This window comes from Methanoculleus formosensis, from assembly GCF_025384765.1.
In the GTDB taxonomy this organism is placed as follows: domain Archaea; phylum Halobacteriota; class Methanomicrobia; order Methanomicrobiales; family Methanoculleaceae; genus Methanoculleus; species Methanoculleus formosensis.
In genome coordinates, this window is the sequence record NZ_VHLL01000001.1 from 560418 (window position 1) to 573978 (window position 13561).

Annotated in this window: 10 protein-coding genes; 3 read left to right on the plus strand and 7 right to left on the minus strand. The window is 61.5% G+C overall.

Features of this window, described 5'->3' with window-relative positions:
- Positions 1 to 147: 147 nt before the first annotated feature.
- The 7 genes from FKB36_RS03005 to FKB36_RS03035 form a co-directional block, all read right to left on the minus strand.
- On the minus strand, positions 148 to 900 hold the full coding sequence (locus FKB36_RS03005; RefSeq protein ID WP_261596538.1) for a sugar phosphate isomerase/epimerase family protein: 753 nt from the start codon (positions 898 to 900) through the stop codon (positions 148 to 150).
- An 8-nt stretch (positions 901 to 908) separates the two neighbouring features.
- The gene (locus FKB36_RS03010) at positions 909 to 2033 is read right to left on the minus strand and encodes a WD40 repeat domain-containing protein (protein WP_261596539.1); all 1125 of its coding nucleotides are present in this window, start codon (positions 2031 to 2033) and stop codon (positions 909 to 911) included.
- A gap of 16 nt (positions 2034 to 2049) precedes the next feature.
- Positions 2050 to 4023: a helical backbone metal receptor gene (locus FKB36_RS03015; protein ID WP_261596540.1), complete on the minus strand. Its 1974-nt coding sequence runs from the start codon at positions 4021 to 4023 to the stop codon at positions 2050 to 2052.
- Positions 4020 to 7394: an outer membrane protein assembly factor BamB family protein gene (locus tag FKB36_RS03020; protein ID WP_261596541.1), complete on the minus strand. Its 3375-nt coding sequence runs from the start codon at positions 7392 to 7394 to the stop codon at positions 4020 to 4022. The genes FKB36_RS03015 and FKB36_RS03020 overlap by 4 nt, the downstream gene beginning before the upstream one ends.
- A gap of 326 nt (positions 7395 to 7720) precedes the next feature.
- Positions 7721 to 8770, minus strand: coding sequence for an ABC transporter substrate-binding protein (locus FKB36_RS03025; protein WP_261596542.1), 1050 nt, complete (start codon positions 8768 to 8770; stop codon positions 7721 to 7723).
- Positions 8771 to 8805: 35 nt separating this feature from the next.
- Positions 8806 to 10065: an ABC transporter ATP-binding protein gene (locus FKB36_RS03030; protein ID WP_261596543.1), complete on the minus strand. Its 1260-nt coding sequence runs from the start codon at positions 10063 to 10065 to the stop codon at positions 8806 to 8808.
- Positions 10062 to 11012, minus strand: coding sequence for a FecCD family ABC transporter permease (locus FKB36_RS03035; protein WP_261596544.1), 951 nt, complete (start codon positions 11010 to 11012; stop codon positions 10062 to 10064). Before FKB36_RS03035 ends, FKB36_RS03030 begins: the two co-directional genes overlap by 4 nt.
- Positions 11013 to 11161: 149 nt before the next feature.
- Between FKB36_RS03035 and FKB36_RS03040 the strand changes: the two genes are divergently transcribed.
- From FKB36_RS03040 to FKB36_RS13380, 3 genes are all read left to right on the plus strand, one after another.
- A complete protein-coding gene (locus tag FKB36_RS03040) occupies positions 11162 to 12127 on the plus strand; it encodes an EF-Tu/IF-2/RF-3 family GTPase (protein ID WP_261596545.1) in 966 nt (321 codons plus the stop codon).
- A gap of 201 nt (positions 12128 to 12328) precedes the next feature.
- A complete protein-coding gene (locus FKB36_RS03045) occupies positions 12329 to 12508 on the plus strand; it encodes a type II toxin-antitoxin system Phd/YefM family antitoxin (protein ID WP_261596546.1) in 180 nt (59 codons plus the stop codon).
- Positions 12508 to 12774 (plus strand): type II toxin-antitoxin system RelE family toxin, encoded by a 267-nt coding sequence (locus FKB36_RS13380; RefSeq protein ID WP_390895685.1) that lies wholly within the window; start codon positions 12508 to 12510, stop codon positions 12772 to 12774. Before FKB36_RS03045 ends, FKB36_RS13380 begins: the two co-directional genes overlap by 1 nt.
- The last annotated feature ends 787 nt before the right edge of the window (positions 12775 to 13561 follow it).

Sequence of the window (13561 nt, forward strand, 5' to 3'; positions counted from 1 at the left end):
CCATACATGGCTCACGCGAAGCCGCGAAGCCGCGAAGCCGCGAAGGCTGTGTGGGTGTTGACGATCTTCCTTCGCGTCCTTCGCGTGAAGTCACACCACCAGCCTCTATCGGCAACCGGGTATTATCTGGGGGTTGTGTGAAGCATTTCAACAAGGCCGGGAAATGACCCCCCCAAGGTGTTCGAGGCTTCGTTCGTAGTCTTGGAAAGAGTTCGGCTCGACGACCTTCGTGACGCCCGGCGGGAGGGCCGCCATCACGCGGTGAAAATCGATGTTGCCGTCGCCGCAGGCCAGGTGGTCGTCGCGGCTTTTACAGTTGTCGTGCAGGTGAACGTGGATTGCTTCTCCCCATTCAAGGAAGGACGCCAGGTTGCCATTTACGTGGGCATGCCCCACGTCGAGGGCGAAGCCGAGGTTCCGGTCGACAAGGCGGTCGAGGAACTCCGGCGATCTGAAGAAGCAGATCTCCCACGCCCCCATGTTCTCGACGGCGAACCGGACATTCACTTCCTCCTGGACTGCGGCGAGGTCGTCGAGCGAGCGGTCGAGAGCGGTCTGTGCGGGCTGCCGCATCTCTTCTCCCCAGACGTGCCCCGGGTGGACGATCAGCCGTTCAGCGCCGATCCGGTCGCAGACCCCTGCGAGATCCGTAAGAACCCTGACAGCCGCTCTCCGGAGGTGCTCGTTCTCGGATGCGATGTTGATATCGGCGACCGGTGCATGGACGGTGTAGCGGAGATCGAACGAACGGCAGACCTCCTCGAACCGGAAGAGGGAGTGGGGACCGTCGGAGAGGATCTCCGCACGGCCCGTGCGGCCGGAGATGAGACCGAGCGCCTCCTCAAGCGTCCGGTCCATCAGGCAGCAGGTGGAGCAGCCGATAGTATTTTTTGCAGGCATGTGCTCAACTACTGTTTCTGTCTGCGCCACCACGCCAGCGCGGCAACGCATGCACTCACGGTAACCGGCGTTGCCGGGGAGAGTGCCGTACCCCGCTGCGGAGTTGTTTGCTCCTGAGTGGAGGCAGTGGATAGTCGCGGTGGTTCGGCGGTGACAGGGGTGTCCGGCGAGGGGTTGTCGGGCGTGTCGGCAGGGGTGGTTTCTGGTTGCACCCTGAGTGCCGATACGGTCCCGTCTATCGCACCGGCCAGGAGATGCGTGGTATCGGCTGGAGTGGAAACCGATCTAATACGCTCCTCCTCTCCCGGCGTATACACCCCCACGATCTCTCCGGCCCGGTTGAGCATGGAGATACCCCCGTCTGCCAGCACAAGTGTCGATCCGTCTCCAGACATCGATACGCCCGTGATCGCCCCGGCCATCGAAGACTTCCAGAGAAGCCGCCCGTTTCGATTCAGGAGATATACCGCTCGCTGGGATGATGCTGCAGCAATCGTCGAACCATCGTGGGAGATAGCCACCCGAACGCCGTTGCTGCCCGTCTTATAGTTCCAGAGAAGCCGCCCTTCTGTACCGAGGAAGTATATGTTCCCTGAATCGGCACCGGCAACGATGTTGGTTCCGTCTGAATCGATCGATACGCTCCTGATCGGCTCTCCCGCATCAAACGACCCGGAGACGTTGGCGGTCGCCTGTCCGTCATCCAGGGAGAAGACCAAAAGACCGGTATCTGCCCCGGTACAGATCGTACGCCCGTCTGCTGCGATAGCCAGATCCTGTATCCGGGATTCCGGCCTGTACCGCCAGATCACATCGCCTTTCCGGTCGAACAGCAGGAGATGGTCTCCTCCTGCCGCGATGCGTTCTCCATCGGAGGATACAGCCACGCTCCTGCCACCGGATACCGGGTAACTCCAGAGCACTGTGCCGTTCTGGTCATAGAAGTAGATCATCCTTTCTGTGGTGACGGCACCATACAGGCCGTCTGGCGAGAGTGCCACCGCCGCAATCCGATCACCGACTCCTGACCGCCAGATCAGATCGCCGGAGAGCACCTGCCCCGGGGCCGGGCATATAAGGCTGCTGACCGCAATAACTGCGAAGAGCATGGATAAGATGAGGTTTCGCCGCATTCCGCATCAGTCTTTCTTATCTCTTCAGCCGGATCAGGAGGACGGCGAGGAACGCAAATGCAAGCGAAATCACGCCGAAACCTGGTGATTGGGCTACAGGAATCTCTTGTTTGGTCTTCGTATCAAAGAGGTCCGGGTGGATGTCGGCAGCAACCTCTTCGAGGGCGTCGACCAGGCGCGGCCCGCCCCGGTCGATGATATCGGACTCAATGATGTAAACACGGTTATGCTGGATCGCTTTCATGGTTTTGAGACGCGGTTCGTTCATGAAATAGCGGTAGATGAGGTCGACACCCTCGTTGCCCATGCCGGTTCCGGAGTTGACGATGATCACCTCCGGGTTGGTGGTGATGAACCGTTCCAGAGTGACGATCTGCCAGCCCTCCCGATCGGGAAAGGCGTTGGCACCGCCGGCAAGGGTGATCAGTTCGTTCTGGAAGGTGTTGCTCCCGCTGATCCAGATCGGGTCGTACCAGATGACATGGACGACCGTCGGGGGTTCGGCCACATCCTTCGTTTTTTCCTTCACGGTGTCGATCCGTGCCTCCATCGATGCCGCCAGCCGCTCCGCCTCAGTCTCTGTGCCGGTGGCCTTTCCGATGAGCCTGATATCGTGGAGTGTCCCTTCGACCGAGTCCGGGTTCAAGGCGATCACGGTCAGACCGAGTTCTCTGAGACGATTGACGACCTCTTCTGTGTTCCCGAAAGCGGCCACCACCAGATCGGGCTGTGCGGCCACCACGCGCTCGATATTCACGGTGGAATACCCGCCGACCTTCGGTTTTGCCGTTGCCTCCACCGGATGGTTGCAGTAATCGGTCACGCCAACCACCCGGTCTCCGAGACCGAGGGCGAAGAGGATCTCGGTGTTGGCCGGGGCGAGGGAGACGATGCGCACCGGCAGCGTCTCGAGCCTGACCTTCTCGCCGTAGTCATCGGTGATGGTGATGGGCTGCCATTCTACAGGACCAGTTGTGGATACGGCTGTCTGCGGCACCGCCGTCGTCTCAGGGGCTGCTGTCGCAGATCGTTCCGGTGCCGAGATATCGGGTGTCGCCTGCCCGGGCAGGATCGGATAGGGCTTGCCGAGCAGAGCCGGGATCGCCCGCGCTGTCATACCGCAGGGGTTGTCGGCGGTGTACGTCGTCCAGAAAAACGAGCCGTCGGGCTGCTGGAGGTCTGCAAGCGTTGAGACCAGATCGTTGCCGTTCTTCGACCATGTTGCAGGGTCTTCCCCGGCCGCGGTGATCGCCTGGATCGCCCATGCCGCCGAGGCGGCGTTCGAGGATGAGGACCCACCATAGTTGAAACCGCCGTCATCCATCTGGTGCACCCTGAGGTAATCGATCGCCTGTGTGACGGCGGGTGTGTCTGCCGGTTCGCCTGCGGCGACGAGGGCCATCATCGCGGCGGCAGTGTCGTCGGAATCGCTTTCGGCGCCCGGCATCCAGCCGTAGCCGCCGTCTTCATTCTGTTGCTTCTTCAGCCAGGCGACAGGGAGCGAGACGTCTTCACCGGCTGAGGCGAGTCCGAAGATCGCCCAGTAGGTGGTGTAGGTGAAGTCGCCGAACTGGCCGTTGGCTTTCATGCGTGCCTTGAGTTCGGCGATGTAGTCGTGGTTGTTAAAGGCGCGCGGGTTCTCGCCTGCCGCCGTGATGAGGGTGACCATCTTCCCGAGTTCGGCTGTACCTTCGGGGTTTGAGGCGTCCGGGGCTGATCTCCAGTAGTCGATCGCCGATGTGCCGTTCACCCTCCAGTTGTGTGGGTCCTCTCCGGCGGCGACGATCGCCATCACCGCAAACCATGAAGTGCCGGGATTTGTGCTCCTCCCGGCCTCGGCAAACCCACCGTCGTCGTGCTGACAGGACCTGATGTAGTCAAGCCCGCTCTGCACGGCAGGGTCGTCCGTTCCATAGGGGTAGGCCGCCGCCGCGCTACAGGTGGCGATGCTGAGCAGGAGGATGAGCAGGATGCTACCGATCCGCTTCATCGCTCTCTCCTCCACCTGATGATGAGGTATGCTGCTCCGATGAGCAGGGCCGCGCCCACGCCGACGGCGATGAATGGTGATGAGAGTGACGGCGGTGCGCCTGCAAGTGTTCCTGCTGCGGCGGGTGTGCCGGAGACCGGAGTGGTAGCGGTGACCGCCGGGGTCTCCTGCACCTCGGGTGCCGCCCTGACCGCAAGCAGCCCAAAGGTCGAGAGGCCACCGGGCGAGGTCGCCTCAAAGATCAAGTTTCCGTTTGTGTCGGTCCCGGCAAGATGGGTCTCCAGGATCTCGTGTGTGCCGTCCTCTGCAGACCGGACGATCCTGACGGCATCCGCGCCGCCGTGCTCTTCCACCCACTCCGGGCTTACGCTCATTCGGATCACCGCTCCGGCGATATCTTCACCGTTCTCCAGGTTGGTCCGCGTAACGGTCATGGTGTAGGCAAGAGCAGTGATCTCATCGCCGGTCTCTGCCGCGGCAAGGGTGAAAGCGTTTCCTGCTGCTGCGTCCGGGGTGGCGTTGAAGGCGATATCGAGCCTGCCGTCAGCCGCCGGGATACCGGTGAGGTTCAGGTCCAGCGACGCGGCTACGACCCCTACGCCCTCGATCTCACGTGAGATCGGGGTGATCGCTGCGGTGACGCTCTCGATGAGGCCACTCGCCGTGCCATCTTTCTCATCGATGTTCTTTGCGGCGATGGTCAGCACGATGCCGCTCTGGTTGATCGTGAGGGTATTTCCTGATACGGTGACCTCCTCTCCTGCTGAGGCCGGACCGGTGTTGATCGAGAATGTCTGGCCCCACTCCCCGATCTCGATAGTCGCTCCGGCCGGTAGTCCGAAGATGAATGATGCAGAACCATCTTCGCCGCTGTTTGGCTGCTCTCCGGTTGTGGAAGAGGGCACTGAACCGGAACCTCCTCCGCCTGAAGAACCTGAGTCGGAACCGCCGGAAGATGCCGGGATCACAACCTTGATGGAGACGACGTCCGGTGATGTCGCCGGGGTCGAACTCATACTCTCGCTCCAGAAGAAGACGACTTCATCGCCGCTTGTGACCGTATATGCGTTTGCACCGACGGCGGGGCTTCCGCCGTTCACCTGGTACATCCAGCCTCTCATCCCCTCGCTCGCTCTGCCCCGGATGGAGTTGAGGAAGAGCGATCCGTACTCCTGGTAGTAAGAGTCGTCGATGGTATAGGCGATCCCCGTTGCATCGAGGGCCCCCAGTGCGGTCTGCCGGTTGACCGTGTGGGTTTTCCCGCTGTTCTCTGCGGTGATGTTGAACGTACCCGGTTGGAGGGTGACGGTGATCCGGGAGGGCGGTGAATCGCCCCCACCACCCCCTCCTCCCGGCGTCGGGGTGGGTGCCGGTGTTGCGGGGATGGATACTGTGATGTTGACCACCGCTCCGGCGGTATCGGGTGTCGATCCCCACGCCCCGTACCAGTAGGTGACGACGCCCCCATCGGTGAGCTGGTAATCCGCCGCTCCGACGTCGGCGGTGACGCCGTTGACGCTGTAGATCCAGGAGTCCCAGGAGGTCTCGTTGTAGGCGATACCGCCGATGGAGTAGAGGAACGGCCCCCATGTGGTCTCCTGGACGGTGTAATTAAACCCGCCTGCTGTCGCAGCTGCATCGAGTGCACCAAGCGCCGAAGTCCGGTTGAAGGTGTAAGTCTCACTTGCGTTGTTGAACGGCGTGACAGTGAAGGTCTGACCGTCGGTCAGGCTGACCGCCCCCTCCCACGTGAAATCACGGACGTTGACGTCGATGATGACGACATACCCGGCCTGATCGATGAGCGGCGCATACGTGTCCGGATCCGAGGGGCAGTAGTAGAAGGCGAGCCGGTCACCGTCTGCGAGGGTGTTCGCCCCGAGCCCTGCGGGTGCCGCCGCGCCGTTGATGAAGATGCTCCAGAACCGTGCGTTCTCCTGTGTCCAGTCCTCGTTTGCGATGCCGGCGATATCTTCGAGCATGAACGACCCGTAGGATGCGTACCAGGCGTCAGAGGCGTTGAAGGTGAAACCGCCGGCCTGCGCCGCAAGCGTGAGAGCCCCAAGGTCTGTGGTGCGGTTGACCGTGTAGGTGGCGGAGGCGTTGTTTGAGGGGGTGAACGTGAAGGTTTCTTCCGCCAGGATTACGGTCCCGTTCCAGGAGCCGGGTGCCGGTGTTGGCGTTGGAGTTGGCGTGGATGTTGGCGTGGATGTTGGCGTTGGGGTAGGCGATACCGATCCTTCTCCGAAGGCGTAAAAGCGGTTGTTCTCGGCGCCGATGTAGAGTACGCCGTCAGATACTGCAGGCGAGGAGGCAAAGAACGCGGCAAACGTGCCGTCACCCGGGGCTTCGATGGTGTATGACCAGACCTCTTCGCCTGTTCCGGTGTCCACCGCGTACGCGGTGCCGGTCTCTTCGTTGGTCGCGGCGTAGACGAGGTTGCCGGCAACGATCGGGGAGACGTCCACCCGCGCACTCGGGAAATTCCAGAGTGGGGTCCCGGTCCCGGCGTCGTAGGCGTGGAGGCCGTCGGAAGAGCCTGCGATGACGGTTTCACCTGCAACGGCCGGCGTCGAAGATGCCCCACCGAGGCTCGCATTCCAGACCTCAGCGCCCGTGCTCCCATCGAGGGCGTAGAGACGCTCAGCCGTCGTCACATAGACCTTCCCATCGCCGATGGCCGGTGTCGACTTCACGGCGGTCGGGAGGGCGACGCTCCACGTGGCGGTGTGGGTGGTGGTATCGATACAGAAAAGGTCGCTTTCGTTTCCTGCGACGAAAACTTTCCCGTCTGCGGCCGCAGGCGAGGTGAAGTAGCCGACGGCACCGCCGGTGGGAAAAGACCATGACGCGATACCTTCAGGCGTGAAGGCGTGCAGCACGCCGTCCGAAGCTGAGAGGGCGTAGGCTGTTCCTTCGTAAATGAGGGGCGATGACGAGAGCCCAAAATAGCCGGTGGCGTCGATCTGGTCGCTCGCCCAGAACGTCTTCCCTGTCTCTTCATCGATGCAGTAGAGCCGTCCGTCGGTTCCGCCGAGGTAGACCCGACCGTCAGCGACGGCAACGCCCGAGACCGAACCGACAGAGGTGCCGCCGAGTTCGTTCGTCCAGAGCTCTGTCCCGGTGGCGGCATCATAGCAGACAAGCCCCATCGGGTCATTGTCAGTGAAGTCCATATCCGGCCAGGTCGGGACGAAGACCTTTCCGTTATGTACCGCCGGTGATCCGTCGGCATATTCGGCGGTCTCTGCTACCCAGAGGGTGGCGTTTGTCAGCGGCCCGTCCTGCGGGATGTAGCCCATCCGCTGCGTGTCGTAGTGGAACATCGGATAAGACGCACTCACCACGCTAACAAGCATGAGAGAGAGCATGATAACTCCAATAATGAGTGGAAACCACTTTAATTTCATAAGTACAAGTGTGCTTGTTATAATGTAATAAAACTTTACAAAATGGATTTGGAATAATTAAAAATTATTTGTATTCTGGTCGGCCGCTCCTCGGGTGTTTGACACGCCGGTACGCCGCTTCCGGTTGTTCCCGGCCTGATCAGGCGGTTTAATGTCAAAAAAGTGGGGTGTTATCGCCGAACCCATTGGTCTGGTTGGCGGCGCGCGCATTAAGTTTGCCCCGAAGAACGTAACCGGCATACAGAGGCGCTCGCCGCCCCTGTTCTGCAATATGTGCCGTTATTGCGTTATTTCTTTGTTCTAAGCAGGAAGACGATGAACAACGCACCGGTGAGAGTTATCGCGCCGAACCCCGGCGACTGGACCGCCCCGGTTGCCTCCGGGGTAGCCGTCCCGGACGTCTCCGGATGGAGGTAATCTGCCACTTCTTCCAGCGCATCCACGATCCGCGGGCTCCCGCGGCTGACGACATCTGCGTCGATGACGTAGATGCGGTCGTTTTTGACCGCGTCGAGCCTCTGCAGGCGGGGCTCGCTGACGATGTAGTTGTATATGGCGTCATACCCGTCCCGGTCCATGCCGCTGCCCGAACTGACCAGGATGTAGTCGGGGTTCACGGTGATGAACTCCTCGAGGCTGACGATGCTCCAGTCGTCGAACGCGCCGAACGCGTTGGTTCCCCCGGCCAGTGTGATCACCTCGTCCTGGAACGTCCCCTTCCCGCTGACCCAGAGCGGGTCGTGCCAGATGACGTGGGCGACGGACGGACTTCCAGCCTGTCTCCCGTCCACCTTCCCGGCAACGGCCTCGATACGCGCACCCAGTCCCTCGATGAGCGTTGAGGCCTCTTCTTCCTGCCCGGTCGCCCTTCCGGCAAGTTCGATGTCGTGCAGGACACCGTCGATCGTCTGCGTATCGAGGATGACGACGGTCATCCCGAGCGATCGCAGGCGGTCGATGACTTCGTCGGTGTTGGCGGGCGCGGCGAAGACCAGGTCGGGCTCCATAGCGATCACCTTCTCGATATTGACGGTGCTAAACCCGCCCACCTTCGGTTTATCCGCGGTTGCCGGCGGGTAGTCGCAGCGTTCGGTGACGGCAACGATCCGGTCCTCGAGCCCGAGGGCATACAGGATCTCGGTGTTCGACGGCGCGAGCGAGACGATCCTCTGCGGTTCGCCCCGGATGAGAACGGTCTTCCCGGAGTCGTCGGTCACCGTGACAGTCTTCTCGCCGTCCGCCGCCACCGGGGGGACGGTTGTCGCGCCGGCCATCCCGGCGATCAGGAGCAGCACGACGAGCGATGCAGCAGTGAGTATCAGGCGCGTGGGTTGCATTAGTATAGGTACACTTGTGTTGAAGTAATAATTATTTAGCAACCCGGATCGGGGCCATCCCCCGAGAAGCAGGCAAGAAGTTCTTCCGCCCCCTCGATCCGGAGCGCCCCGCGCGCCTCCAGTTCGGTCAGCACCGCTCCGGCCTCACCTCCGGTGTAGTCTTCCATCCGGGCGGTGTGGTCTCGTGCATAGAAGATTACCGGTTTTGCCGGATAGTCGAGCAGCACCCGGAGATTGTCGAGGTTCCCCCTGCCTATCGGCATCGCCGTGACAATGACGGTATCTGCGCTCTCCAGGCATTCCCTGAGACGCGAGAGCGATCCGGTGGTGATGCCGTGAAACGGGGGCTCTGCTATGCACGGGAGCCCGAGGTGCATCGCCGTCCCGTAGTCGGTGTCGAGGATGTTTAAGACGCCGCAGGTGACCGTGAAATCCGCAGCATGGAGGAGGTGGAGGATATCGGAGCCTGTCCCCCCACCGCAGACGACGTGCACCCGCCGGTTCGCCCCCGCGCCCGACCGGTGCATATAGACCGGCAGGACGTAGGGTCTCCCCGTCAGCGGGTGCGGCCTGACGAGCATCTCCATCCCGAAGACCTCGCGGATCTTCTCGCGGGTCAGGACCTCCCCGGGCGTTCCTGCGGCATAGACCTTCCGGTCTTTGAGGAGCAGGAGCCGGTCGCAGTAGTATGCGGCCAGGTTCAGGTCATGAAAGACGCTGACGACCGTGATCTCTCCCGCGAGATCCCTGATGATGTTGAGGATCTCGACCTGGTGGCTGACGTCGAGGTTCGAGGTTGCTTCGTCGAGGAGCAGGATCTTCGGTTCCTGTGCGAGCGCCCGGGCAATGAGGACGCGCTGGCGTTCGCCGCCGCTGATGCCGTGCACCGAGGCCCCGGCAAGGTCGGCGACGTTTGCGAGGTGCATGGCATGGTCGCAGATCTCCACGTCCCGCGCCGTCTCGGAGGCGAACCTTCCGATGTAGGGGTGCCTGCCCATCATGACGACGTCGCGCACCGAATAGTCGAAACCGATCGAGATGTCCTGCGGGACTACCGCGACCCGGCGCGCGAGTTCGCGGTGCCCGAGCGAGTCCAGGTCCCGGTCGTCAAGCCGGATCTCGCCGTTGTCCCGGGCGACGACCCTGCTCATCGCTTTTAAGAGCGTCGTCTTCCCCGACCCGTTCGGCCCGACGATACCGAGGATCTCGCCCGCTTCGGCGTGGAACGTGATCGCTTCGAGGATCTTCTTTGCGCCGTAGGAGACGTCGATATCGATGATCTCAATCGGTTTCATGCTTTCATCCGGCTCCGGAGGAGGTATATGAAGAACGGTGCGCCGAAACAGGCGGTCAGGATGCCGACCGGCATGTCGCTCGTGAAGGTTCGCGTGAGCGCATCCGCCCATACCAGGAGGATGGCGCCTGCAAGCGCGGCCGCGGGGAAGAGGAAACGGTGGTCGGGCCCAACGATCAGCCGCATCACGTGCGGGGTGATCAGGCCGATGAACCCGATTGAGCCGGCCACCGCAACGGCTATCCCCGTCACGAAGGCGCTCAGCGCGAGGAGGATCAGTTTCGTCTTCTCGACGTTCACCCCGAGATGGGTCGCGTCCTCTTCGTTCAGGGCGAGGATGTTGAGGTCGCGTGCGAAGAGGTAGATTCCTGCGGCCCCGATCAGGATGGGGAGGGCGACGGTGACGTCGTTCCACGATATATTCCAGAACCCTCCCATCAGCCAGAACATGATCTGGTGCAGGCTCCGGCCTGCGGTGTACATCAGGAAGGAGAGGAGCGCCGAGAGAAGCGTCGCGAGGGCGACACCGGAGAGGAGGAGCGTCTCGACCGGGATCTTGCCGCCTCTGCGGGCGATGAAGTATACGGCGAACGTGGCGGCCATCGCCCCGGCAAATGCAAGCACGGGGCGTCCCGTGCCGGCAAAGAGGACGATCGCGAGCGTGGCCCCGAGCGCTCCGCCCGAGGACGTGCCGATGATGTAGGGATCGGCCATGGGGTTACGGAAGAGCGCCTGCATGGCCGTGCCCGCAACAGCCAGCCCGCACCCGACCAGCGCCGCGGCGATCACCCTTGGCACCCGGATCTCCCAGAGGATCATCCAGGCGTTCTCCGATGTGAAGAACGACCCAAGAGAGATCCCGCTCGGTCCGAGAGCGACTGCAGCGGCCATGCTGATGAGAAGCGCGCAGATAAGCGTCAGGATGGTGATCGGTGCCGTTCGCCGCATACGTGTGCCAGAAAATTTAGTTTACTTTGTTAAAATCTATTTGGATTATCTGTGCGGGCTCCTGTCTGGAGATGGTGTATGCGCGGGTCTATCTCCCCTGACTGCACGGAGCAAACCTCATTGCCCTGGATGACCAAGAGATCTGGCATATGGGTAACCTGAACCTTGCCGTGCTGGGACCTGCCGGTTACGCAAAAGACCTCGGGAAGAAGGGCACAGAGTCCGATATCACGTTCTATAACCTGAAGAAGGGCGAGGATACCGTCACCATCATCGAGCCTACCCGGTATCCCGAACGGCTGGCCCCGCTCTTCTACGCCGCATCGATGGCGGATGCGGCTCTCGTCGTGGTGGGCGCCATCACCCCGACGCTCGGGGAGTGGGTGCTGATGCTCGATGAAGCGAGGGTGAAGCAGGGCTACATCGTCCTCCAGAACTACCTGACCCCTGGAGACGTCGCGCCGCTCCTCCGGGGGACGGTGCTCGAGCGCTACGAGTTCGTGGAAGAGGACCCGATCACGCTGCGCGATCTCCTGCTTGGCGAGGCGCATGCCCGCTCCTCCGTCCCGCTTGCCGCGGGTGCCGTGGGAGCCATTCCCATCGATCACCACTTCAACGTCCGCGGCATCGGGACGGTCATCCTCGGCGGCGTGGTGCGGGGCGGCATCAGAAAGCACGACGCCCTGAAGGTCTACCCCGGTGAGCGGGCGATCACGGTGCGGTCGATTCAGAAGCACGACGACGACTTCGACTGGGCAGCGGAAGGCGACCGCGTGGGGCTCGCGCTCAAGAACGTCGAGTCCGACGACCTCGACCGGGGCTTTGTCCTCTCAAGCGACCCCGCGCTCCGGACGGGGACGAACCTTGAGGGGCGGGCGACCCTGGTAAAATACTGGCCGGCGCCGCTCACGGCGGGGACGGTGCTCCATATCGGCCACTGGATGCAGTTCATCCCGGCGAGGGTGGAGGCGGTGCGGGACGACGGCGACTGGCGGCACCCGACGCTGACGCTTGCACTCGAAAAAGACCTCGTCTACCTCCCGGGTGACACGGCGGTGCTCCACTACCTCGAGGGCGGGAAACTCCGGATCGCCGGGCATATCGAACTCGCGTAAGCAGCCGGTGCGGGAGGCCCTTCGCCCTGCGGATGGTATACTCTTCTTTTTTGCATTCCAGTCGGATGGAGGTTCCGGGCTGCGGATTGGTACCTGAACCGGCACCATCCCTATCGGGTAGAGAAAGACAGGAACCGGGTTTACACCAGAGCCAAAAGAAGATTAATGGTTCCTGCACCCTATCTACAAGTGAGGAGAACGATGAGCGCTACAGGAGAACAGTATGTCGTCGATGAGCACGGGAACCGGGTCGCGGTTATTCTCCCTCTCCAGGAGTACGAGCAGCTGCAGGAAGATCTCCATGACCTTGCCGTGGTCGCGGAGCGGCGTGAAGAACCGACCGTAGGGTTCAGTGAATTCCGGAAGCGATACGAGCAGTAATGGCGGGGTACGCGATTCGCGTAAAGGCGAGTGTCGAGAGAGATGTCGCAGTATTGCCGCGTGATAGTGTTCTGCGTATCTTTCAGAGCATAGACGCTCTATCTGAAAATCCTCTGCCGCATGGTGTACGTAAGTTAAGCGGAGCAGAACACCTCTACCGAACCCAGGTAGGGGACTACCGGATTATATATGCCGTGCATCATGAGGAGCGGGAGATTATAATCCTCTATATCCGTCACCGCCGTAGCGCATATCGCGGGTTGTGAGGGCACCTGGTTTGTATGTCCGATTCCGCTCGTCATATGGTTCTCCTGAACGTTCTCAAGTAAGGCTTTGTTGAAACCTCTCAGAGGAGTCATCGGTTGCACCCTAAACACGGATTCCAGGGGGACTGCGCACCTGTGGTGCTCGAACGACCGCCGTGCCGCCGGTTGTCTATCGCCATGATTGCCCCGCCCCCAGGAGTGGGGTGCGATGGGTCATGGGGCCGGTGCATGAGCACCGGAAGTGCGACGGACGGAACGTCCGGAGCTTTGAGAAGGCCGAAGGTCTTCGAGCGGGGGCTACGTATCTCTTTACGGGATGGAGACGGGGGAGTTCACCTCGCAAACCCTTTCGTAAATCCTCCTGCAATGTAAACCACCACCGTGGCAGAGTATCTGCCGCGGTCTCAGTACTTCGCTAAAACGGTCGAGGTAATCTTCAAGAGGTCAAACCATCGTCCCTTCGCGTTCTCCCGCGTGCTTCCGCGTGAAGCCATATTGCTATCTTTGCCCATTAACTCGCGCGAAGAGCGCGAAGCCGCGAAGCGCGACTGGCCGGAGGGCAGGAGCATGAGGCACCGCAAGGTGCGAAGTCCGGTGCCCGGGTGCTGCCGATCCCGTTTTAGGTCGCTATGCGAGGCTGCATTGGTCTATTTCAGATGCCGAAATTAGCGAAGTACTGGGTCTGGATGGCGGGTAATAAAAGTGCCGGGGCAGGTGAGGGCGAGGTCTTGCAAAGTGAGTTGCCTGGCATCTACTCTTTTTTTAGGGCTCAGTAGTTTTAGCGAAG

What these genes read in the sequence shown, in the direction of transcription:
- FKB36_RS03020 (WP_261596541.1), bottom strand. Translation starts at nt 7,394, where the DNA reads ATGCTCTCTCTCATGCTTGTTAGCGTGGTGAGTGCGTCTTATCCGATG.
- FKB36_RS03015 (WP_261596540.1), bottom strand. Translation starts at nt 4,023, where the DNA reads ATGAAGCGGATCGGTAGCATCCTGCTCATCCTCCTGCTCAGCATCGCC.
- FKB36_RS13380 (WP_390895685.1), top strand. Translation starts at nt 12,508, where the DNA reads ATGGCGGGGTACGCGATTCGCGTAAAGGCGAGTGTCGAGAGAGATGTC.
- FKB36_RS03010 (WP_261596539.1), bottom strand. Translation starts at nt 2,033, where the DNA reads ATGCGGCGAAACCTCATCTTATCCATGCTCTTCGCAGTTATTGCGGTC.
- FKB36_RS03005 (WP_261596538.1), bottom strand. Translation starts at nt 900, where the DNA reads ATGCCTGCAAAAAATACTATCGGCTGCTCCACCTGCTGCCTGATGGAC.
- FKB36_RS03025 (WP_261596542.1), bottom strand. Translation starts at nt 8,770, where the DNA reads ATGCAACCCACGCGCCTGATACTCACTGCTGCATCGCTCGTCGTGCTG.
- FKB36_RS03035 (WP_261596544.1), bottom strand. Translation starts at nt 11,012, where the DNA reads ATGCGGCGAACGGCACCGATCACCATCCTGACGCTTATCTGCGCGCTT.
- FKB36_RS03030 (WP_261596543.1), bottom strand. Translation starts at nt 10,065, where the DNA reads ATGAAACCGATTGAGATCATCGATATCGACGTCTCCTACGGCGCAAAG.
- FKB36_RS03040 (WP_261596545.1), top strand. Translation starts at nt 11,162, where the DNA reads ATGGGTAACCTGAACCTTGCCGTGCTGGGACCTGCCGGTTACGCAAAA.
- FKB36_RS03045 (WP_261596546.1), top strand. Translation starts at nt 12,329, where the DNA reads ATGAGCGCTACAGGAGAACAGTATGTCGTCGATGAGCACGGGAACCGG.